This window comes from Tenacibaculum retecalamus (genome assembly GCF_027941755.1).
Taxonomy (GTDB): Bacteria; Bacteroidota; Bacteroidia; order Flavobacteriales; family Flavobacteriaceae; genus Polaribacter; species Polaribacter haliotis_B.
Genome location: NZ_CP115916.1, coordinates 1 through 24,246 on the forward strand (window position 1 = coordinate 1; position 24,246 = coordinate 24,246).

The following is a 24,246-nucleotide window of genomic DNA, read 5'->3' on the forward strand; positions in this document are numbered from 1 at the left end:
AATTTGTTGATTTTAATTTAGTTGTGTACTACAAAAATACAGATATTCAGGGTTATCAACAGTAATTAACAATGCTTTTTTAAGTATTCTTAATAAGTGCTTAATTTTTAAGTACTTGAATAATGTTAGCTAATTGTTAAGAAGTAATGGTATATTTTAAAAAGTTTATTTGATTTTTTATATTTTTTTTACAATACAAGAACTACTATTACATACACAACTTTTTTTATGAGTTTCTAGTAAACATTTATCAACATAAAATTAACCTGTTGTTTACAATGTAAATGCAATTAAGTATTCATAATTAACAGTGAATAGTTGTTTATAAGTTTTGTTAATAACTATGTTTTATAGTTGATTTTAAACATTTTATTCAGCTAATAACATGTTTATTTTATTTAATAACTGATACTCACAAAAATTTAATCATTTATTTATGCCACATATTAACACACTATAATAACAATCATTTCTTTTTTTAAATTTTAAAAATTCTTTATATATAATATTATATATGTTAATAACATCAAATTTTAAAAAATTGAAGATTTAGTAAATGAGTAAGATTTTTTATAATGATAATTTTAAAGAATAAAATTGATAAAAAACACTAGATAAAACTAACGATGTTGATAAGTAAGAATAAAACAGGGAGAACAGCTTTTAAGTAGTTTTATTAGCTTTTTTAATAAGATAGATAGTATCTTTTGCTTTTACTAATTCTGTAGCTGGTTTTTTATTTAAAGTAGTATTTATACTTACTACAGTAACTATAATACCTGTAATAAATATGAAGATAAACAACGCTATTATTTTTCGTAAGTTTTTCATTAGTAACGACTTCTTGTTATAAAGACGTTAAATTTTAAGAAATGTTACAATTTTATTAAGATTTTTTTAACTTTTTATGAAATTACAAATTGTATTGCTTTCTTAATTATAGTTGCAGTTACTTTTCCTGTACCTATTAATTCTCCATCAGCCTGAATAAATGGAGGATTTTTAAGAGAAGCCGGAGTTATTAACAAAGTATTAGATAATTGTGTTTCTACCTTTTTATGATTTACAATCAATCCGTTATATAATTTCTTAATATTGATAATTAAATCTAAAAGAGATAAATTTTTAGCAATAGTTATATCAAATAAACCATCTGTAGTATATTTATAATCAGTTAATTGCATACCACCTGCAGAGTATTTACAAATACCAAATAAAGTCATTAAACATTTTGTTTCAATTACTTTATTGTTAACTTCAATAGTAAAACTAGTTTTTTTGTAAAATAATAAACCGGCAATACCACTTATAAGATATGCTAGTGGATCAAATTTTTTAAGTGTATTCAACTTATTAACAACGTAACCATCATACCCTATTCCTGCAACATTATTAAAAAAAGCAGTAGTATTTGCTAGTTCTAAATAACCAATATCTTGTAAAATAGTTTTTTGTTGGGTAATTAAATCTATTGCTAATTTTATGTTATTTGGTATGTTATAAGTCTTAATCCAATCGTTACCTGTACCTAAAGGAATCACTCCCACTGTGATATCAGAAGTTTTTACATATCTTTGCGTCATAATTCCGTTAACTACATGATGTAGTGTACCATCTCCACCAACGGAAATTATATTTCTATAACCTTGTTGAATAGCTTTGTGTACCAATTCAATTTCGTGTTTAGAATAGGCTGTAAAAGCATAAGAAAAATCGATATTTCTTTCGTTTAACAATTGCTCAATTTCTTTCCAATTTTTAGAAAGCTTTTTATTTCCAGAAGTAGGATTTGCAATAACAAACCAAGAATTTATCATAAAAAAAATATAATTACGCCAAAATACAAAATAGATTGGTAACACTTATTTAATAAACAAAACCTAAATTTATTTGTACTTTGGTAACAATAAAACAAGAAGAAGATTAATGACTAGAAAGAAAAAAATATACAAGAAAAAAGGTAGAGTAATAAAAGACTTAACCAGAAATATATTTAAAATTTTAAACGAAGACAATTCAAAAACATATAACCATAAGCAGATATCTGCTAAAATGGGTATTTCTGATACTGATGGAAAAACACAAGTATTAAAAAAATTAGCAGAATTAACAGGAAATCAAAAAATTAAAGAAATAGATAGAGGAAAATATAAAATTAATGAAGATCGTAAATATCATGTTGGTACGTTAGATTTAACAGCTAATGGAAATGGATATTTTATGTCTGATGATTTTGAGAACGATATATTTATTCCATCTATAAATTTAGGAAAAGGATTACATCAAGATACTGTTAAGGCTTATGTTTATAAAAAACGTAGATCTAATAAATACGAAGCTGAAGTTGTAGAAATCATCGAACGAAAAAAAACTGAGTTTGTTGGAGTTTTACAGATGAATAAAACCTTCGGATTTGTAATACCAGACAGCCAAAAAATGTCGGCAGATTTATTTATTTCTCAGAATAAAATAAACGGTGCAAAAGATGGTGATAAAGTGGTGGTACAAATGACTGACTGGCCAGAAAATTCTAAAAATCCGTTTGGAAAAATCACGCAAGTTTTAGGAAAACCTGGTGAACATGAAACAGAAATACACTCTATTTTATTAGAATATGGTTTACCATACGAATTTGAAGAAGCTGTAGAAAAAGAAGCTGAAAATTTACCTATTGAAATTACGGAAGCTGAAATAGCAAAACGTTGTGATATGCGTAAGGATTTAACCTTTACAATAGATCCGAAAGATGCAAAAGATTTTGATGATGCATTATCGTTTACAAAATTAGAAAATGGTAATTATGAAATAGGAATTCATATTGCTGATGTTTCTCATTATTTACAACCAAAAACCATTTTAGATGATGAAGCATATGATCGTGCAACATCAGTTTATTTAGTAGACAGAGTGGTACCAATGTTACCAGAAATGTTAAGTAACGGAGTTTGTTCTTTACGACCAAATGAAGAAAAATTAACTTTTTCTGCTGTTTTTGAAATGAACGAAAAAACACAAATTGTAAATCAATGGTTTGGTAGAACAGTTACCTATTCAGATCAACGTTTTGCCTATGAAGAAGCACAATCAATTATAGAAAATTGTTCACTTTCTCATACTGTTGAGCCGTATACAATGCCGCTTGATATTTCAATTATTGATAAAGAATATGAAGTTGCTCCAGAAATTGTAGAAGCTACTTTAAAACTAGATGAATTAGCTAAAAAATTACGTAAAAAACGTATGAAAGCTGGTGCAATATCTTTTGATAGAGTAGAAGTTAAATTCGATTTAGATGAAAAAGCAAATCCAGTAGGTGTTTTCTTTAAAGAATCTAAAGATGCTAATAAATTAATTGAAGAATTTATGTTACTAGCAAATAGAAAAGTAGCTGAATTTATCGGTTTTTCTAAAGGAAAAGAAACAAAAAATACTTTTATTTACCGTACACACGATGAACCAAATATTGATAAATTAGCTTCATTACAAAACATTATTAATAAATTTGGTTATAAAATTGATACAGAAACTAAAGAAAAAACCTCACAATCTTTAAATAAATTACTAAGTGATGTTCAAGGAAAAGGGGAAGCTAATATGGTAGAAACTTTAGCAATCCGTTCTATGAGTAAAGCAGCTTATACAACTCAAAATATTGGGCATTATGGGTTAGCTTTCGATTATTACTCGCACTTTACTTCACCAATTCGTCGTTATCCAGATGTAATGACGCATCGTTTATTACAACATTATTTAGATGGCGGAAAGTCTCCTAAAGCAGAAGATTACGAAGTAAAATGTAAACATTCTTCGCAAATGGAAGAAATGGCTGCAAAAGCAGAACGATCTAGCATAAAATATATGCAGATTAAATATATGAAAGACCATCAAGATGAAGAATTTGAAGGTGTAATTTCTGGTGTAACCGAATGGGGAATTTACGTAGAAATTTCTGCAAACAAATGTGAAGGAATGGTGAGAATCAGAGATATAAAGGATGATTATTATATTTTTGATGAAAAGCAATATGCTATTGTAGGTCAATCATCAAAAAATATAATTCAACTAGGAGATAAAGTTGTTGTTAAAGTAAAAAACACCGATTTAGAACGTAAACATTTAGATTTTCATTTAATTTCGCATTAAATGAAAAACTTTTTTTGTTTATTTACTATCATTTTATTTTTAGGATGTAAAAGTTCTACTATTAAAAGTATGGAGAATACTTTAGGTTTTAAGCTTCCTAATAATTATGTTATTTTGAAAGATACTATTGTAGGAAATATAGATTATTCGGTTAATATAGAAGTTCAATTCAAAAACAAAAATGAAAGTAAAAATATAATTAAGAAATTAAAAAAAGATTATACTTTTAATAGTGTAAAAAATGGTTTTAGTTTTGGATTAGAAAGTAAAGATTATAACTTTTATCCTTGTTCAGTTGATATTGATACTTTGAATAATACTTTATCATTTAAAGAATTTCACTATTGATAACAATAAATTTTAATATTTGTCTTTATAGTATTGGTATAATTATTGGTTATACTTTAGTAACTAACAAAATTTATAATGAAAAAATTAGCATTTTTATGTCTGTTATTGTTGCCTTTTTTAGCATCAGCACAAACTACTATTACGAAAAATTTAGGAGATTTTTCTACCATAAAAGTATTTAATGGTATCGATTTAGAACTGGTTAAATCTGATAAAAATAAAATAATTGTTACAGGAGAAAAGGCAGAGAAAGTAACTATTAAAAATAAAAATAATACATTAAAAGTAGCTTTAAAGTTTCCTGAAACCACAGCAGATGGTAAAGTTAAAGTAACACTTTATTATGCATCGTTATTAAAAATAATTGATGCAAATGAAGGTGCTACTATTACAGGTAAGGAAATCTCTCAAGCTCAAATTGAAATTAAAGCCCAAGAAGGAGCTTTTATTAATATGGTAGTTAATGTTAAGCATCTTAAGGTAAAAAGCGTATCAGGAGCTGTTATTAAGCTTTCTGGAGCTACAAAAAATCAAACTGTTGAAGCAAACTTAGGTGGAATTTACCATGGGTATAAATTAATGGTAAGTGATTTAAACCATGTTCGTGCAGGTTCAGGATCGAAGGTAGAAGTACAAGCTGGTGAAACGTTAGATGCTAAGGTTTCTTTTGGTGGTTCTATTTTTTATAAAGGAACGCCTGAAGTATTTAAAGATAAAAAAGTAATTGGTGGAGTAATTGAACAGCGAAGTTAATTTAGTATCTTTGTAATGTAAAATTTAATTAAAATGATTTCACTTAGCATATTTTTAGGAATGATTGGACCATGGCAAATTGCCATTGTAGTAGCTTTAGTATTATTAATGTTTGGAGGAAAGAAAATTCCTGAATTAATGAAAGGTTTAGGTACAGGAATTAAAGAATTTAAAACTGCAACTAAAGAAGAAGAAAACGAAGAAAATAAAGTAGAAGAAAAGAAATAATTTTTTATTTTCGATATAAAAAAACCGAAACTTAATAGTTTCGGTTTTTTTTGTTTAAAATTTTATTGCTGTTCCAGAGGCTGTTACCATAAGCATTCCGCCATTTGGTCCAACAGTTTCATAATCTAAATCAACTCCAACAATAGCATCTGCGCCTAATTCTTGGGCACGTTCTTGCATTTCTTTTAGTGAAGTATCTTTTGCTTCACGTAAAACTTTCTCGTAAGAACCAGAACGACCACCAACAATATCTCTAATTCCTGCAAAGAAATCTTTAATAATATTAGCTCCAATAATTGTTTCACCAGTAACAATACCTAAATATGCTTTTGTTGGTTTATTTTCAATAGTTGGTGTTGTAGTTATTATCATAATTATTCTTTTTTATTAGCTTTAATTTCTTTCATATTCTCTCCTATTTGATTGGTTGCTGCAAAACTAGCTACCATATCATTTAACATAGAACTTGCCGCATTTGGGTTATTTGGTAGTAAAATTAAGTTACTATTCGTATCTGCTCCAATAGATTGTAATGTATCGTAATGTTGTGTAATTACAATTAATGCAGATGCTTCTTGCGAGTTGATTCCGGCTCTATTTAAAACCTCTACTGATTCCTCTAAACCACGGGCAATTTCTCTACGCTGATCTGCAATACCTTTACCTTGTAAACGCTTACTTTCTGCCTCAGCTTTAGCTCTTTCAACAATTAAAATACGTTGTGCATCTCCTTCATATTGTGCAGCAGTTTTTTCTCTATCCGCAGCATTAATTCTATTCATTGCTTCCTTTACTTGTGCATCCGGATCAATATCTGTTACCAATGTTTTAATAATATCATAACCATACGTCATCATTGCTTCATTTAATTCAGATTTTACAGCAATTGCTATATCATCTTTTTTTAAGAAAACATCATCTAATATCATTTTAGGTACTTCTGCACGAACAACATCAAATACATAAGATGTAATCTGGTCATGTGGATAATCTAACTTATAAAATGCATCTTCTACTTTGTCTCTAATTACTTTATATTGAACTGAAACTTTTAATTTAACAAATACATTATCTAATGTTTTAGTTTCAATAATTACATCTAATTGTTGAATTTTTAAACTTAGTTTTCCAGCAATCTTGTCTACTAAAGGAATTTTAAAATGTAATCCCGATTGACGAATACTATGAAGCTTACCAAAACGCTCGATAATAGCAGCTGTTTGTTGCTTCACTGTAAAGAAAGAAGCTAATAAAATAATCAATCCAAAAAACAGAATTGGATAATAATAAATAGGCATAGTTTTATTTTTTTTAATTAGTATATGTAAAGATACATATTTAAGTTTCTATTTATTTGACGGTAATTTTATTAAATGTTACAACTTTTTGCTTTTAAAGTTATATTTGCTAAAAATCAATTATATGGAACTTATTCAAAAACACGCAACAGAAATTTTAATTCTACTTTTTTTAATTGTTACCTTTTTACAATCGGGTATCGATAAAGTTACAGATTGGAATGGTAATGCATCTTTTATAAAAGAGCATTTTAAAAATTCACCATTTAAAAATTCAGTACCACTTTTATTGGTTATTATTTTAGTGATGGAATTACTTGCTGGTGCTTTTATGCTTATTGGTGTTTTTAATTTGATAACTATAGGAAGTGGAGAATTAGCTTTATTAGGTATTCAAATTTCTGCGTTGTCTTTAATTTTTCTTTTGATAGGACAACGATTAGCAAAAGATTATGCTGGTGCAATGACGTTGGCAATTTATTTTTTAATTACCATTGCGGGTATGTATTTATTAAATAGTTAATATTTATAGTATTTATTAAGTAAATAATTTTTATTTATTTAAAACGCTCTTAAATTTTAAATTTAAGAGCGTTTTGTTTTTATTTAAGTAAAGTGTATGTTTTATGTAGTTAAAATCTTTTAAATGATGCTTAAAATTGATTTTTGTTATTTTTTATCAGATATATTAAAGAAGAATACTCTCCATTTTTACTTGCTTTTAAATTTGATCTTAATCCGCTAAAAAAAGCACGTAATGGTCTTGATTTTTTTGATTTGTATTTTTCAGATAATAACGAAACATAAAAAGCATCAAACTTCATGGGAAGTATTTTTTCTACGTTCATTTCAATATCAGAAAATATTTTTTTTATAGCTGTTTTAGAAAAATGCCACAAATGTCTTGGTACATCATAAGCTGCCCAAAATTCTTTATAACTACTGGCATCATAACTTTTAAAATTAGGAACTGCAATTATTAAAACACCATTTGGTTTTAATAATTTTTTTAATTGATGTGTGTATTCTATTAAATTAGGAATATGTTCTAAAACATGCCAAAGTGTAATTACATCAAATTGTTTTCCTTCATATTCCGAAATATCTTTTTTAAGGATGATGCTTTTTCCTTCAGCAAACTTTCTTGCTTTATCAGAAGGTTCTACTCCATTAATTTTCCAATTATTAATTTTACATACTTTTAAAAAATCACCTGTCCCCGCTCCTACATCCAAAATTGTTTTATCTTTTGTATTAAAAGAGTTTATCAATTTCAGTTTTTGATTTAGTGTATGGTTTTTTACTAATTGATATACGCGGTCAAAAAGTGTTTTCTTACTATCGGTATGAGAAATGTATGAATCACTCGCATAATAACTTTCTAAATTCACCGGTACGGGTGAAGTAACAAGCATATCATATTTCTTATTATACATTACTTCATAACTCTCATCTGAAACAGTATAATCTATACAGTTTAATAACGGAGTTAGGTTTTTATAAAGTGCTTTTTCTGTATTCAATTTCTTTTTCTTTTTAAGATGTTCCATGTGGAACATGCTATAATGTTATTGCAATATTACGTAAAAAAGAAAAACGTTCCACATGGAACGTTTTTCTTTTTATTATTAAGTTGATATTATTATCTACCCATATAAACTAAAAGAACAGAAATATCACTAGGTGAAACTCCACTTATTCTACTTGCTTGAGATATCGAAGTAGGTTGAATGCTTAATAATTTTTCTCTAGCTTCAATCGATAATGAATGTACTTTATCATAATCGAAATTTGCAGGTATTACAACTTTTTCTAATCTATTTAATTTATCAGCATTGTTCTTTTCTTTATCTATATATCCCGAATATTTTAAATGAATCTCTGTCTGCTCTATTACATCAGTATTCATTTCGTTTTCTTTTATATAGTTGTGTAACTTTTCAATGCTATTAAAATCACTTAAACTTAACTGAGGACGTGTTGCTATCTTTATTAATTTCATTGTTTGATTAACAACCGATAATCCTTTAGCTTCTAAAATAGGATTTATATCTTCTTTCTTAACACTTAAGTTTGTAATGAAGTGAATCAATTTATCTGTTTTCTCTTTCTTCTCTAGTACTCTTTCTAATCTTTCATCAGAAGCTAATCCTAATTTATGACCAATTGGAGTTAATCTTAAATCTGCATTATCTTGTCTTAATAACGTTCTGTATTCAGCACGAGAAGTAAACATTCTATATGGTTCTTCTGTTCCTTTAGTAATTAAGTCATCAATTAAAACCCCAATATAAGCTTCACTTCTTTTTAATATAAAGGGTTCTTTATTTTGAGTTTTTAAGGCAGCATTTACACCAGCCATTAAACCTTGTGCAGCTGCTTCTTCATAACCCGTCGTTCCGTTTATTTGACCTGCGAAGAATAAATTTTCAATTAACTTCGTTTCTAAACTATGTTTTAATTGTGTTGGTTGAAAGAAATCATATTCAATTGCGTATCCAAAACGTAAGAATTTTACATTTTCAAATCCTGGAATATGACGAATGGCTTCATCCTGTACATCTTCTGGCATAGAAGTAGAAAATCCGTTTACATAAATTTCAACAGTATTCCATCCCTCTGGTTCAACAAAAACTTGATGACGATCTTTATCTGCAAAACGATCAATCTTATCTTCTACTGACGGACAATAACGTGGTCCTGTAGATTTAATTCTACCATTAAACATTGGTGAACGATCAAAGCCAGCACGTAGTATATCGTGTACTTTTGTATTGGTGTGTGTTAAATAACAAGAACGTTGTTCTGTTAATTTTTTAATGTTAGGTAAATAAGAAAACTTCTCTGGATTTTCATCTCCAGGTTGTTCAGTCATTTTAGAAAAATCTAAAGAACGAGCATCAACTCTTGGAGGAGTTCCTGTTTTCATTCTTCCAGATTCAAATCCTTTAGCAACTAAATCTTCTGTTATTCCTGTAGAAGCTCCTTCACCTGCTCTACCACCACCAAATGTTTTTTCACCTATATGAATCAATCCATTTAAAAAAGTACCTGCAGTAATAATAACAGTCTTTGCTTTTATCTCTAATCCTAAAGCTGTTTTTACACCAACGACTTTATTGTCATCAAAAATTAATCCGTTAACAGAGTCCTGATAAAAATCTAAATTATCCGTCTTCTCTAACATATTTCTCCAACACTCTGCAAATTGCATTCTGTCCGACTGTGCCCTCGGACTCCACATTGCAGATCCTTTTGATTTATTAAGCATCTTAAACTGAATAGCAGTCTTATCGGTTACAATTGCACTGTAACCCCCTAGAGCATCAATTTCGCGAACTATTTGCCCTTTAGCGATACCACCCATTGCTGGATTACAACTCATTTGAGCTATATTCTGAAGGTTCATTGTTATTAATAATGTATGTGCACCCATGTTGGCACTTGCAGCTGCAGCTTCACTACCAGCGTGTCCACCACCTACTACAATTACATCGTATGTTGTATTAAATAAACTCATTTTATATGCTGTTCCACGTGGAACGATTTTAGTTTTCGTTTAAAGTTTTTAAAGAATCGTTTTCTTTAGTACGCATTATTTGTTTTTCAGCCTCGGTCTTATCCTTGTATTTCATATAATGTAATACACCATGAATAATAACTCGATGCAGTTCGTTTTCAAATAAAACATTAAACTCTTTTGCATTTTCTTTTACTCGTTCGATAGAAATAAAGATGTCTCCTCCTACTAACTTACCTAAGGTATAATCAAAACTAATGATGTCGGTTAAGGTGTCGTGTTGTAAAAATTCAACATTCATTTTATGTAAATAGGTATCATCACAAAATACATAGTTGATTTCTCCTAATTCAAACTCTTCTTTCTCTATACAGTTCTGAACCCACTTAGAAGTTTTTTCTTCATTTTCTAATTGAAATTCAGTTTCGTAATTAAATACAATCATTCTTTAATTTATGTTGTAATAAAATAATTTAAATCTATTACTTGTTGTTTTTAGGAAGGTTAAAATACTCCTGAACCTTCTTTTTATAATCAGGGCGCAAAGGTAATGATTGTCTATTTAATATCTCTGTTTGGTTATAGAACAACTTCTTAAACTTTAAATCCTTAATCCTTTCTTTATTATACTCTTGTAAATTGGTATTTGATTTTCGTTTTTTATCACGATTTTGTTCGAATGTAGCCTTCTCTAATTTTAGTAATTCATAGTTTAATTGTTGCATTCTGTTAATGCTTTGCTGTGTAAAACCTTTTTCTAAAATATCATTTTCTAACTGCTCCATTTCCTTAAGAGCTTTCTTAGCTTTACCGTTACCGCTTTTTCCTTGGCCAATGGCATCTTCTAATTGTTGCCTCAATTCCGTTTGTTGTTTATATATTTCATACAACTCACCATTTAAACCTTCTCCTTGCTCACCGCTCTCACTTTCTTTTTTTCCTTTTTCCCCACCTTTTTTTCCGTCTTTTCCATCTTTAGGTTTTCCACCTTCTTTCTTTTGCATACCCTCTTGCATCTTCTTCATTAAGTCACTTTGCTTTTTAATAATGTCTGGCAAGCTAAAAGATTTTCCTTTTCCCTTCCCTTTTCCGTTACCAGGTTTTGGGTTTTTCATAGCATCTAACGTATTACTTAACATATCTGCTAAAGTGTTTGCTGATGTCATTATGTAACGCTGATTTGTTATTCCGTTTTGAAATTTATTATCAGCAAAATTTTCTAAAGATTCACTTAAATTATAATGTGCTAACGAAAGTTGATCTTGTACTTTAGATGATATTTTAGGGTTTTTCATTGATAAAACAAATAAACTATCGTCTATATGTTCAAAATAACTTTTAAGTAAATATTGCTTTTGTAGGTTTTTACCAAAGTTTGGATGTGAAGAATTAGTTGATGAAAACACATTCATTAAAGTCTCTTGGTCAAAAGAAAATGTAATTAAGTTTTCTAGAACCTGACGCAAACCTTCCATGTTTTCTTCTTCCATATCAGCACTCATTTCTTGCATTGAATCTTGCATCTTCTGACTCATTTCCTGCATTTTTTTCGCTGCTTTTTTCTGATTTTCTTTTGATTCAGATTGCTTTTTGTTTGCTATATTTTCTTCTGCTTTGTTAAGTTCTTTTTGGGTTTCCTCAGATAATTTTTCCATAGAAGGTATTTCCATCGGAGATTTTAATTTTTCATTATCTTTTTTTAACTCATTAAGTTCTTCTTTAGCTTCCTTAAATTCTTTATTTATTGCCTTTTGTTCGTCGTTTGTTGTTTCTTTTTTTGATAATTCCTCTTGTTTTTTTGACAACTCATTTAAATTATCTGCTATTTTTTGCATTTTCTGCTCAACATAAAAACGTTTAGTCATTTCTAATATACGTTCTAAACTTCTTTCTTGTTGTTTGTTTTGCTCAGCTAGTTCTTTTGTCTTTTTTATTAAATCTTCTCGGTTAAGTTTCTCGGCTAATTTTTTAAGTTCGGCTAATTTTTTTTGTTGCTTATCGAGTTTCTTAAGTTCTTCTATTCGCTGTTTTAATTCTTCTTTTTTGTCTTGTAAGCTTTCGTTTTTTTCTTTTTTCTCAGTAAAATTGTTTTGCAAATTTTCAGTTTGACGTTGCATCATTTGCTTGTACTGATCTTGTCGTTTAATTAAATTTTTAATCTTTTTCTGATCATTCCAATTAACATTTTTCTTGTTCTGTAATTCAAATTGAATTTTCTCTAATTCTTTTTTACTTCGTTCTTGCTTATTTAATGAGTTTTCTAAATTATCAATATAGTTACGTTGTTCTTGTAAAAGCTCCTTCTCTATCTCGTTGGTTGTTTTCTGTCGATAAGAAAATTTTTGACTCTTCGTTTTTTTATTTCCGTTTACGGCATCGTTATCAAACACCTGAAAATAAAGTTCATAATCAACTCCTTTTTTAAGATCTAAATCACCAGGAAACTCAAATAAAAAAGTTTGAATATTATTTTTATTTATAGCAATCTTCTTTAAACTTAATGCATCACCAGTATTTTTATCATAGTAAACCAATTCTAATTTATTAAAGCCATAATCATCAGAAATTTGTCCAACAAACTGTGCATTACCTCTAGTAATACTATCAATATTAGAATTTACATTTATTAAAGGATGCTCATCCGTAATAACGGCTATAGAAAATTGTAGCTGTTCGTAATCTTTTAAACTATTATTAGAAGTAGTAATTTGATAATTAATAGTTTTTTTAATCTGCTTTTTAAATTTAAATCCATCAATTTTATTTTTGATAAAATTGTAACGTTTTTCATTTAATAGTAAGTTAACACTATCTGTTTCAGTTGTTTTAACTTGCCATTCTATAATTGTTCCTTGTGGAACATTAAGATTTCCTGTGTTTTCAATTGTTTCATTTTTCTTATGAATATAGCTAGGGTATTTTAAATTCAATGAAATGTTTTGAATAGAAGGTGTTCTTATAATAGCTATATTATAGGTTATAGATTCTATACCGTTTGCACTAGCGTAAAAATTAATTGGTTCTTGTACTTCAATAAACGTATATGAAAACAATCCATTACCTTCATTTTTTAAAAAATATTGTTGCTTGTTAAAATGAATTTTGGCACTCTCAGGAATAATTTCGCCGCTTGTTTGAATATAAACCGTAATATCTTTTCCTTTAATGACTTTTAAATTGGTAGTTGTTAAATTGAAATAAAAAGGAGCGGGAGCTTTATAAGCAACAGAATGATTTACTACACGATTAAAACTTTCGGATAGCTTGTGAGTTGTTCCTGTTATAAATGATAATCCCCAAATAAAAACCGGAATTAATGCATATTTTAAGTATTTAATATTGCTATTAAAATTAACTGCTTTATTAAATGATATTGATTGTATTTCTTTTGCTTTTTGAGAAATACTGGCTAATAACAAGTCCGATTGATTGCGGTTTTGTTTTAGTTGTAATACGTTTAAAAGTTTATCTTTTACTTCCGGAAAATGATTTCCAATAATTTTAGACGATTCTTCAAAAGAAATTCCTTGCCGTAATCCTATAATTTTAAAAATAGGAAAACAAATAAAACGGAAGAATAAAAATAATTCTACTAAAATAAATATCCAAAATAATAGCGTTCTGGCAGTTGGCCTTAGCCACAAAAAGTATTCAATAAACAAAGTAAAAAACAAGTATAATATCCCTAAAGAAATAAATAAAATACTCCCTTTTATCAATTCATTGGTGTAGTATTTTCTACTAAACTGCTGTAACTTTCGTGTTATCTTATTAAAATCTTCCATATCAATTTATAAAAGTACTATTTTTAAAAGGAAGTTTTAGTTAAAGGTTTCTGTAAGAATTTTTAAATTTACCGTACTAAACCTTTATACTTTTAAATTTAAACGAAATTCATAATTATTTTAAAATGAAAAAACTTGTTACAATACTGTTATTATTAGTTTCTATTAACCTGTTAGCTCAAAGTCCGTGGACGAAAAAGAAAAACGAAACCTATGTACAATTATCATTTACTAGTATTGCTAATTACGATAAACTACACGGTAATCCTGAAGTAAATTTAACAAATAAAGTATCAGACAACACCCTACAATTATATACTGAATACGGTATTTCAGATAATACAACTTTAGTTTTAAACTTTCCGTTTAAATTAACATCTTCAAATGCAACTTCCTCTCCAAGTAATAATTCATTAGGGAATGTTCAATTCGGAATAAAACATAACTTTAGTAATAAAAAATGGTTATTAACAGGGCAATTAAATGTTGAAGCCAATACAGGTAATTATGATGAAATAACTGGTTTACGAACAGGTTATGATGCATGGAGTTTTACACCGTTATTTATTGCAGGTAGAGGTTTTAATAATTGGTACATACAAGCTTTTACAGGTTTTGATATTCGTACAAACGATTATAGTAGTAACTATAAATTAGGTGGAGAGATTGGTTACAAAACATTAAATTGGCTTTGGATTGCTGGTTTTTTAGATGGTGTAGCATCATTAAAAAATGGAGATATTGCATTACCATCACAAAACTTAAACACAGGTTTATATGTTAATAACCAAAGTTACGCAGGCTTCGGATTAAAATTCATAGCAGAAATTAATGCTAGTTTTGGTGCAAACATAGCCTTAGGCGGTGCGTTTTCTGGAAGAAATGTTGCTAAAGTTCCCGCAATAAGTTTTGGTTTATACCAGAAGTTTTAAACTATTATACAATATATGTAATTACCAAGAGAAGCTTTTATAAAAGCTTCTCTTTTTCTTTTTATCTAATTTCTTTTCTCTTTTATTAAAACTATCTTTGCGCTTTCAAATTAATAAAAATGACTGACAACGTAAGAGTACGCTTTGCTCCTAGCCCAACAGGACCTTTACATATTGGTGGTGTAAGAACTGCTTTATTCAATTACTTATTTGCTAAAAAATATAACGGAACTTTTGTGTTACGTATCGAAGATACTGACCAAACACGTTATGTAGCAAATGCTGAACAATATATAATTGATGCTTTAAAATGGTGTAATATCCCTTTTGATGAAGGATCAGGAAATAATGAAAAGTTCGGACCATACCGTCAGTCAGAACGTAAAGAATTGTATAAAAAGTATGCAATTGAATTGATTGAAAAAGGCTGGGCTTATTATGCTTTTGATACAGCAGAAGCATTAGATGCACAACGAAAAAATGATGAAGAAAACGGAAAAACGTTTATTTATAATTGGCACAATCGTGCTACGTTAGATAATTCATTGAATCTTTCTGATGAAGAAATCAAAAATAAATTAGAAGCAGGTACAAAATATGTTGTCCGTTTTAAAACTCCGCAAGATGAAACATTGTTATTACAAGACGAAATCCGTGGAACGATTAAGATTGATACAAATACGTTAGATGATAAAGTATTATTTAAGTCAGACGGAATGCCAACGTATCATTTAGCAAATATTGTTGATGATCATTTAATGGAAATAAGTCATGTTATTCGTGGTGAAGAATGGTTACCTTCTCTCCCACTTCACACTTTATTATACCGCGCTTTTGATTGGCAAGCTCCAAAATTTGCGCACTTACCATTAATTTTAAAACCAGTAGGTAAAGGAAAATTAAGTAAACGTGATGGCGATAAATTAGGATTCCCTGTATTTCCTTTAGAATATACGAATGAGCAAACAGGTGATGTTTCTCGTGGTTATAAAGAAGATGGTTATTTTAATGATGCATTTATAAATATGCTTGCTTTATTAGGATGGAATCCCGGTACGGAACAAGAAATATTTTCTTTAGAAGCATTGGTTGAAGCTTTCGATTTAAGCAGAGTTAGTAAATCTGGTGCTAAGTTTAGTCTGGATAAAACAAACTGGTTTAATCAACAATACTTACAACAAAAATCAAACAAAGAACTAACGGAATTATATATCACTATTCTAGAAGAAAAAGGAATTGATATTGATAGCGCTTTTACTGAAAAAGTAGTTTCATTAATAAAAGAGAGAGCTACGTTTGTTGCTGATTTTTGGGATTTATCAAGTTTTTTCTTCATGAATCCTTCGGAGTACGACGAAAAAGCATCAAAAAAGCAATGGAAAGATACTACTGGCGAGTTAATGCAAGAATTAACCACAGTTATCGATAAGATTGAAGATTTCACGATAGAAAATGCTCAAACTGATATTAAAGGTTGGATAACGGCTAAAGAAATTGGTTTTGGTAAAGTAATGCAACCATTACGTTTAAGTTTGGTAGGTAAATTAGCAGGACCAGATTTGTTTGATATAATGACAATGATTGGTAAAGAAAACACACTACAACGAATTAACAACGCAATAGCGAAGTTATCATAAAAACAAAAAACGCCGCTTTATAAAGCGGCGTTTTTATTTTGGATTAATTTTCTTTTTAAAATTGATTGTAATGACATGAAGAAGATCTTCCTCCACGGTTCACACTTCCGGCATTATTCCAATCCAGTTTAAATACCACACTTAAAGTTCCTTGAATGTGAGAGCGCATACTTTCATAATTTTCAAGAGAATGTTTATAATATACTTGCGGATTGACTCCAATTTTGTCCGTTATCCAATAAATACCACCAGCACCTAAATTAATAGTGGGTGTCATTTTTCTATCAGAATCTACAATACTTCCTCCTACAAAAACATATGGACTAAATTTTTCTAATACTGCATTAAAATTATAGCGAACCGAACCATCTAGTGAAAAGTAACTAGCAACATTTTGAATGAACCCAACATCGTCTATTGTGTTTATAGACATTGCTCCGTCAATAGACAAGCGTTCACCAATTGGCATTGTTATGCTAAGTACAGGCACCTGAAATTGATATGCATCACCAATAAAAGCTGCATCACTTTCGCTAAATTTGGTAACTCCCATTCCAATTCCTATTTGCCAAGAATCGTTTAAATTTTGTGAAAACAAATTCATTGAGCAACAAAGTATTATAGTAAGTAAAATTCTATTTTTCATTAATTAGGGGGGCTATTTAATTTAATAACTTGATTAACCGCAATTTAGTATAAATGTTTTAAATAGCATTTACTTTTTTAATAGCAATTGTAAATTCCTCTAAATCATTAGTATTCATTACTAAATGAATTGCTTCATCACAAACTTTTTCAATGTTATCTAACGGAAACTGTAAGGCCACCGCAGTTCTTTGCATAAGTGTTACTTGTTTTTTATCTATATGCTCATCAGCAAATATCATTTTAGTTAAGCGATACAAACGTTCAATACGTTCATCGTAATTCACAGGTGGGTTTACAGGAAATTTCTCTGGATTTTTTAAGATCTCAATATATTCTGTTTCAGCAATGTTTAATTTTTTTGCTGCACGATCTAATAATTTTTGCTCACCTTCTGAAATAACACCATCAGTTTTTGCAATTTTCACAACACTTGCAAAGTGTCCTATTTCCTGTTTGTGTTTTCCACTTGAATATAAATCAGATATTGACATGATCTTAATATTTTAATAATTATAGTTTTTCTTTAGATACAAAGATGAAAAAAAAGTCAACTAAAACTTTTTACTAAAGTTAATAAATTTACAGAAAACATAATATTATTTTTTCTTATAATTTTGTGTTTAATAATAAATAATAGTGATTAAAAAAGAGTGTGAAATATATCTTTTAAGCGATTATAAAAAAACCGTTAACGAATGTGTCAATAAGGGTTATATTTAAGTTTTAAGACAACTTTAAATGTGTTTTAGCTTTTAAAAAATAACAATGAATCTTATTTATGAAATCTTCAAAAAAATAAATTTTTATCGATTGCTTTTAGCTTAATTATTGTGTAGTTTTAAAAATAAAAAAAACAATTTTTTTCTTAGCCTTTATTTTGATAACTTATAAATGATTAAGTTTTTACTTCCTTAATTTATAAGTTGCTATACCAGTTTTAAAAATATTTTAAATGAAAATACTTCATACTGCCGATTGGCATTTGGGTCATAGATTACATGAGCAATCGCAATTAGAAGAGCAGACCTTGTTTTTAAATTGGATTGAAAATTACATTATCGATCAAAAAATAGATGTATTATTAATTTCAGGAGATATATTTGATACTGGTTCACCTTCTAACCAAAGTTTGGCGATGTATTATAGCTTTTTAGTAAAGTTAAAAGCAACTAGTTGTAAATCTATTATTATTACTGGTGGTAATCATGATTCACCAGGAACTTTAAACGCTCCAAAACATATATTAGATGCATTGTCGATAAAAGTGGTTGGTAAAGCAACAGAAAATATTGAAGATGAAGTTTTTGAAATTGATATAAATGATGAAAAAATTATCGTTGGTGCAGTTCCCTATTTGCGTGACGGAGATATCAGAAGAGCGGTGGCAGGTGAATCTTTCGATGAGCTTACAGATAAATATAAAACAGCTTTAATTAATCATTATCAGTTAGTTGCGTTACAATGCGAGTTAATAAATACAAGCAATGCACCCGTAATTGCAATGGGGCATTTATTTGCAACAGGCGGTTCGGTTTCTGATAGTGAACAAAATATTTATGTGGGTACTTTAGGGCATATTGGGGCAGCAGATTTTCCTATTTATTTTAATTATATCGCCTTAGGGCATTTACATAGGCCGCAAATAATTGGTGATAATGATAAAGTACGATATTCTGGTTCTCCAAATATTTTAAGCTTTAGTGAAATTAATTACGATAAAAAAGTACTTGTTTTAACTACAAAAAACAATGAAATAAGTGCTATTGAAGATGTTGTAATTCCGCGTTTTAGAGAGTTTTATAAATTAACAGGAAGCATGACCGAATGTATTGATGGGTTTTCGAGTATTACTTCTAATTCTTATAAATTAACACCTTGGATAGAAATTGTTTTAAAAGAAAACAACACTATAAATACAGAAGAGCTAAAAATAGCTGCCGAAAAATATTGCTTCGAAATATTAAAAACCTCTTTAAAAAAGCAACGAAAAACACAAGGAATTGAAGAATTGCTAGAAAACATAAAATCGATTAAAGAATTATTACCTACCGAAGTTTTTAAACTAAAGTGTGAAGAAATGGATTTTGATTTAAAGGAAAACCCGGAAGTTTGGGACGCCTTTAATGAAGTATTACAAGTTGTTAAAAATCAATAATTATATATTGATATGAAAATATTAAAAATAGAATTACAAAATATTAATTCCTTAAAATCGGATACACCCATTGTAATCGATTTTGAAAATGAGCAATTTAAAGATGTTGGTTTATTTGCCATTACAGGTTCTACTGGTGCAGGGAAAACTACAATTTTAGATGCTATTACGATTGCATTATATCATAATGTTCCACGTTTTAGTGGTACAAAAGGTTCGTTGATCGATGTGGTAAGTCATAGTGCAAATGATGCTTTTACTAGAGTTACTTTCGAAAACAATAATTTTATTTATGAAGCTTTTTGGGGAATTAGAATTGCTGATAAATCAGGGAAAAAATATAAGAATGCTAAAGAAGAAGTAAGTTTAAAAAACTTAACGACCGATGTTATTATTGCCACTCAAAAAAGAGCTTTAATTACAGAAGTTCATAAAGTAACTCAGTTAGATTATAATCAGTTTTTAAGGTCTGTAATGCTTGCTCAAGGTGATTTTGCATCTTTTTTATCGGCCAAAGGATCAGATAAAGGAAAGTTACTAGAACAAATTACAGGTGAAGAGATTTATAAAAAAATAGGTCAAGGTGTTTTAGATAGAAAATCAAAAGAAGATAAAAAGTTAAAAGATATTCAAGCTAAAATCAACTCAGAAGATGTTTTAACAACAGAAGAAAAAAAAGCACTAAAACAAAAAGATACAATACTTACTTCGGATATTAATACTATTGAAAAAGAGTTAAAAGCTACGCAAGTTATAGCAGATTGGTATGTTCAGTTTGACAAACTAACTTCAGAGGCAAAAGAACAAGAAGAAGCTGTTAAAAGCATAGATCTTTATATAAAAAAGCATCAAACAGAACTAGATGCTTTGGCTTTAAATGAAAAAGCAGCACCATTTAAAGAACTTATTCAGGATTTAAATAGAACAGAAAAAGAACAACTTCAAAAAATAGCAATATTAAAAAATATAGAAAATCAATTAGCACAACTAAAACCAACAATTGATAGCTTAGAAAAATTGGTTTCAACAGAAACATCGCTGTTTGAAAAAGCAAATAAAGAATTTTCGGAATGGCTGCCAAAGTTCGAATTCATAACAAAACTAGACGGGCAATTAAAAAATGAAGCCGTTCAAAAAGAAAAAAATACGCAACAACTCAAAGTAGTAGCCGAACAAATTGAGCGTTTAAAAGAAGAAGAAAAAAGCATACTCAAAGAAATTACAGTAACGACGGTTAAAATAGAAAAAACAGCTTTATTTTTAAATGAAAACAAGTTTTTAAAAGAGGTTGCTGATAAAATTTCTAGTTGGACAAAAGATCTAACAACCTTAAAAGCGAGTAAACAATCTTTAAAGGAAGATGTAGACTTTGTTGCGTTTAAAAAGAAAGAAGTTCTAAAAAACACGGATCTTTTAACTACTGATGTTGAATTATTAGCTAAAAAATCAATAGAAATTGCAACGATAGAAAAAGAATATATTCGAATTTCAGATGAATTAGCAAAAAAAAATATTCAACAGCTTTTAAAGAATAAAGAAAAGTTACTGATACAAAAAGACAATTGGGAACAGTTTAAAAATATTTCTGAACAAACACTTAAAACCAAAGCTGCACAAACGGAAATAGAAACTGAGCAACATAAATTAGTAAACGCTTCGAAATTAATAGAAGAAAAGTTAAAATTGGTGAAAACAGCTTTTGAAAATCAAGAAAAAGCAGTTAGTGATGCCTCAAAAATTTTAGATTTAGAAAAAAGCATTGCAAATTACGAAAGTGATCGCTTGCGATTAAAGGCAGGAGAACCTTGTGGTTTATGTGGATCTACGGCACATCCGTTTGTAGATGATTCCAAAATAAATGAGGTTTCTAATGCCGAATTAGAATTTAATTCTAGAACAAAAAAATTACAAGAACTTTCAACATCTAAGAGTACGTTAGAGGTGAAAAAAGCACAAATTATAACTACTATTGATGGATTAAATAAGCAAAGCAAAGCCATTGTAATAGCGCTTGGAGATTTTGAAGTATCAGCAAGTAAAATTAATATTCAGTGTGAATTAACCGATGTTGATAAAATAAATACAACGTTAAAATCAACTTCAGAAGCGTTGATGATTTTAAATAATGACATCGTAATTGCTCAAAAATTACAAACAGCTAAAAATGAATCTTCAGAGAAAATAAATAGTTTTAAAGAAGGTTTAGGTACGTTAACAACATCGGTTGCTACCAAAAAAGAGCATATTAAAAACAGCACTACCGAGATTGAAACTAAAGAGCAATCAATAGCGCGGTTAAATGCAACTTGTAGTAATTTAGAAAATGATTTAAGAGTAAAACTGGCAAAATATAATTACCTGTTACCACCTGTTGAAACGATAGATATTTTTATTCAAAATATAGAAGCATCTATTAGTAATTACAATAAAGAAACTCAAGTTTTTAATACACTAACATCAGAACTTACTGTTTTAAATAACAATGTAAAAAACAATAAAAATCAACAAGAAAAAGATGATAAAATTTACAAAGAATATTTTAAAAATAAGGAGGAAAATGATGTTAAAATAAAAGATTTTACTACAAAACGATTCGCTATTTTACCATTAAATGTTACGGTTGCTAATAAAAGAGAACGATTACAGTTGGTTGTTAATCAAAGCAAAGAAAAATTAGATAAACATAAAAAGAATTTACAAAAACACCTCGATACAAAAACAGAGGTAGTAGCTTTAAAAACAAATACAGCTAAAGAACAAGCTGATTCAATTACGACTTTAACCAATTTAAAATCAATTTTAGCAAACGATTTAAATCAGAGTGATTTTACTACTAAAGAGGAAATAGAAAAAGCGCTATTATCTAAAGAAGATTTAGAAAAATACACGCAAAATAAAGAGCGTATTAAAGAAAATCAGATTACTCTTAAAACCAAAAAAGAAAGTAATTTAAAAGCTTTTGAAGTTTTAAATAAACAGCGGGCTTTTGAAATTTCGGCACTAGAAAATAAAGTGGTTTTAGAAGATTTATCAATAAAAAATAAATATTTTTTAACTGAAAAAGGTAAAATAGTAGAAGCTTTTAGAAAAGATCAAGAAATAAGAGATCGAAATAAAGAAGTTTCTAAAAAGATAGATGCGCAAGCAAAAGTATGCGGTATTTGGGCTGCATTATTTAAAGTTATAGGAAATTCGAAAGATGCGTTTAATGTGTACGTTCAGCGTTTAACCTTAAAACATTTGTTAGACCTTGCTAATGTGCATTTGTATAAGTTAAATAAGCGTTATTCATTAAAAATGGAAGAAGCGTACAAACCGAAAGAAGAGCTTAATTTTAATTTAATTGACCATTACCAAACAGATCAGGCAAGATTGGTAGATACCTCTAGCGGTGGCGAAAAGTTTATTATCAGTTTAGCGCTGGCTCTAGGTTTATCAGATTTAGCGAGTAAAAATGTAAAAATAGATTCTTTATTTATTGATGAAGGTTTTGGTACTTTAGATAGCAATACATTAGAAACGGTAATTTCTACCTTAGAAACTTTACAAGCACAAGGCAAAATGATTGGAATTATATCGCATGTAGAAAACTTAAAAGAACGTATTCCTACTCAAATACAAATCACCAAAAAGAGCAACGGAATAAGTGTTGTTGATGTTATTTAATATGTTGATATTAATTTTTTTAACTGTATAAAAATATTCTTTAAAAAACAGTTTTTTTTAATTATTAGATAATTTTTGTTGCACTTTATAAAGAGACAATACTTCTTCTAATTCAGAAATTTTATTTTCAACATCTTCTATTTTTATATCATTTCCTTCTTCTTCCATTCTTTCTTCTAATAACATTTCATTTTTAGCTTCATCCATACCATTCATCACAACTCCAATGAAAAGGTTTAGAAAAATCATAGTACCTATTAAGACAAACGTTACAAAAAAGGTAATAGAAAGAGCGGAGGAAGCAGTAGAGTTGGTACATAAATTCATAGTGTCAGTGTATCCATAATTTTCACAGCCATACATATTTATATACATAATATCTGTCCAGTCTTCTAAGGTTACTATTCTAAAAAGCGAAAGCATAGAGGTTTGTAAATCACCAAAATGTATAGGGTCGTTTTTTCCAAAAAAGAAAACACCAGCAACAGCATAAATATAAAATAACAAGGTTAGTAATATAGAAACATACCCCATAGAAGGTAAACTCTTTAAAAGAGCTCTTACCAACATTTGTAGTTTTGGTAATGCTTTTATAAGTTTTAAAACTCTTAACAGACGAAGCAATCGTAATATAGCAATAGAGCTACCACCAAAAGGAAGAAATGCAGCGGTTACAATAATAAAATCAAAAATATTCCACCCATCAGTAAAATACAACCAAGGTTTGTTTCCTTCCGCTAAAACTTTTATGATTATTTCTAGTATAAAAATCCCAAGAATTATTTGATTTAAAAGCTCTAAAATATTTTCATGTCTTACTGAAAATTTTTCATAAGTAGCTAATCCTACTAAAACACCAGCTATTAAAATAGCTGTTGTCACGAAATTTTGAAACCATTTACTATTACTTATTTTCTTACTTAACTTTAACATAAAATAATGGTATATTATTAGTTATATATTATTTAGAGAAGGATAAAATATTATAAAACAACATATATAAAATTATTTTCTTCCCAAATGAGTTTTTCAACTTCCCAGTAACAACTTTCAACTTCCAAAAATGATTCATCATCATATTTAGAGTTATTTTAACTAAAAAGCTAAAAAAATAATACTCGTATATTTGC

General features: G+C 28.5%; 20 protein-coding genes. 9 read left to right on the plus strand and 11 right to left on the minus strand.

The window, feature by feature from the left end; genetic code table 11:
- Positions 1-663: 663 nt before the first annotated feature.
- Positions 664-831, minus strand: a complete 168-nt coding sequence (locus PG912_RS00005) for a hypothetical protein (RefSeq protein WP_260587341.1) — start codon at positions 829-831, stop codon at positions 664-666.
- 74 nt (positions 832-905) lie between these two features.
- Positions 906-1,817: a diacylglycerol/lipid kinase family protein gene (locus PG912_RS00010; protein WP_275687976.1), complete on the minus strand. Its 912-nt coding sequence runs from the start codon at positions 1,815-1,817 to the stop codon at positions 906-908.
- Between the two features lie 109 nt (positions 1,818-1,926).
- On the opposite strand from PG912_RS00010, the gene rnr reads away from it, so the two are divergent.
- The 4 genes from rnr to PG912_RS00030 all read left to right on the plus strand — a co-directional run bounded on the left by rnr (position 1,927) and on the right by PG912_RS00030 (position 5,475).
- Positions 1,927-4,143, plus strand: coding sequence for a ribonuclease R (gene rnr / locus PG912_RS00015; protein ID WP_275687977.1), 2,217 nt, complete (start codon positions 1,927-1,929; stop codon positions 4,141-4,143).
- Between the two features lie 69 nt (positions 4,144-4,212).
- Positions 4,213-4,491 (plus strand): hypothetical protein, encoded by a 279-nt coding sequence (locus tag PG912_RS00020; protein ID WP_275687978.1) that lies wholly within the window; start codon positions 4,213-4,215, stop codon positions 4,489-4,491.
- 78 nt (positions 4,492-4,569) lie between these two features.
- Positions 4,570-5,247, plus strand: coding sequence for a head GIN domain-containing protein (locus PG912_RS00025; RefSeq protein ID WP_275687979.1), 678 nt, complete (start codon positions 4,570-4,572; stop codon positions 5,245-5,247).
- Positions 5,248-5,280: 33 nt separating this feature from the next.
- Positions 5,281-5,475, plus strand: a complete 195-nt coding sequence (locus tag PG912_RS00030; RefSeq protein ID WP_275687980.1) for a Sec-independent protein translocase subunit TatA/TatB — start codon at positions 5,281-5,283, stop codon at positions 5,473-5,475.
- Positions 5,476-5,529: 54 nt separating this feature from the next.
- Here PG912_RS00030 and PG912_RS00035 read toward each other — a convergent pair whose 3' ends face one another.
- Positions 5,530-5,847, minus strand: a complete 318-nt coding sequence (locus PG912_RS00035) for a heavy metal-binding domain-containing protein (RefSeq protein WP_275687981.1) — start codon at positions 5,845-5,847, stop codon at positions 5,530-5,532.
- A 2-nt stretch (positions 5,848-5,849) separates the two neighbouring features.
- Complete coding sequence (locus PG912_RS00040) at positions 5,850-6,773, minus strand: SPFH domain-containing protein (RefSeq protein ID WP_275687982.1); 924 nt, start codon at positions 6,771-6,773, stop codon at positions 5,850-5,852.
- A gap of 124 nt (positions 6,774-6,897) precedes the next feature.
- On the opposite strand from PG912_RS00040, the gene PG912_RS00045 reads away from it, so the two are divergent.
- On the plus strand, positions 6,898-7,296 hold the full coding sequence (locus PG912_RS00045; RefSeq protein ID WP_275687983.1) for a DoxX family membrane protein: 399 nt from the start codon (positions 6,898-6,900) through the stop codon (positions 7,294-7,296).
- 130 nt (positions 7,297-7,426) lie between these two features.
- Here PG912_RS00045 and PG912_RS00050 read toward each other — a convergent pair whose 3' ends face one another.
- The 4 genes from PG912_RS00050 to PG912_RS00065 form a co-directional block, all read right to left on the minus strand.
- On the minus strand, positions 7,427-8,323 hold the full coding sequence (locus PG912_RS00050) for a class I SAM-dependent methyltransferase (RefSeq protein WP_275687984.1): 897 nt from the start codon (positions 8,321-8,323) through the stop codon (positions 7,427-7,429).
- A 92-nt stretch (positions 8,324-8,415) separates the two neighbouring features.
- Positions 8,416-10,293: a tRNA uridine-5-carboxymethylaminomethyl(34) synthesis enzyme MnmG gene (gene mnmG / locus PG912_RS00055; protein WP_275687985.1), complete on the minus strand. Its 1,878-nt coding sequence runs from the start codon at positions 10,291-10,293 to the stop codon at positions 8,416-8,418.
- A gap of 28 nt (positions 10,294-10,321) precedes the next feature.
- Positions 10,322-10,738: an rRNA maturation RNase YbeY gene (gene ybeY, locus PG912_RS00060; RefSeq protein WP_275687986.1), complete on the minus strand. Its 417-nt coding sequence runs from the start codon at positions 10,736-10,738 to the stop codon at positions 10,322-10,324.
- Positions 10,739-10,775: 37 nt separating this feature from the next.
- The gene (locus PG912_RS00065) at positions 10,776-14,078 is read right to left on the minus strand and encodes a DUF4175 family protein (RefSeq protein WP_275687987.1); all 3,303 of its coding nucleotides are present in this window, start codon (positions 14,076-14,078) and stop codon (positions 10,776-10,778) included.
- A 125-nt stretch (positions 14,079-14,203) separates the two neighbouring features.
- Between PG912_RS00065 and PG912_RS00070 the strand changes: the two genes are divergently transcribed.
- Entirely contained in the window at positions 14,204-15,010 is an 807-nt protein-coding gene (locus tag PG912_RS00070) for a hypothetical protein (protein ID WP_275687988.1), read from the plus strand.
- Positions 15,011-15,129: 119 nt separating this feature from the next.
- A complete protein-coding gene (gltX, locus tag PG912_RS00075) occupies positions 15,130-16,647 on the plus strand; it encodes a glutamate--tRNA ligase (protein WP_275687989.1) in 1,518 nt (505 codons plus the stop codon).
- A 55-nt stretch (positions 16,648-16,702) separates the two neighbouring features.
- Here gltX and PG912_RS00080 read toward each other — a convergent pair whose 3' ends face one another.
- Positions 16,703-17,293 carry a hypothetical protein gene (locus PG912_RS00080; protein ID WP_275687990.1) on the minus strand — a complete coding sequence of 197 codons (591 nt, stop codon included), beginning with the start codon at positions 17,291-17,293 and terminating at the stop codon, positions 16,703-16,705.
- Between the two features lie 58 nt (positions 17,294-17,351).
- The gene (locus PG912_RS00085) at positions 17,352-17,786 is read right to left on the minus strand and encodes a tellurite resistance TerB family protein (protein ID WP_260585592.1); all 435 of its coding nucleotides are present in this window, start codon (positions 17,784-17,786) and stop codon (positions 17,352-17,354) included.
- Positions 17,787-18,247: 461 nt separating this feature from the next.
- Between PG912_RS00085 and sbcD the strand changes: the two genes are divergently transcribed.
- Entirely contained in the window at positions 18,248-19,450 is a 1,203-nt protein-coding gene (sbcD, locus tag PG912_RS00090) for an exonuclease subunit SbcD (RefSeq protein WP_275687991.1), read from the plus strand.
- A 12-nt stretch (positions 19,451-19,462) separates the two neighbouring features.
- Positions 19,463-23,116 carry an AAA family ATPase gene (locus PG912_RS00095; RefSeq protein WP_275687992.1) on the plus strand — a complete coding sequence of 1,218 codons (3,654 nt, stop codon included), beginning with the start codon at positions 19,463-19,465 and terminating at the stop codon, positions 23,114-23,116.
- Positions 23,117-23,173: 57 nt separating this feature from the next.
- Here the strand turns inward: PG912_RS00095 and PG912_RS00100 are convergent, their stop codons facing one another.
- On the minus strand, positions 23,174-24,049 hold the full coding sequence (locus PG912_RS00100) for an ion transporter (RefSeq protein ID WP_260585589.1): 876 nt from the start codon (positions 24,047-24,049) through the stop codon (positions 23,174-23,176).
- Positions 24,050-24,246 lie beyond the last annotated feature (197 nt).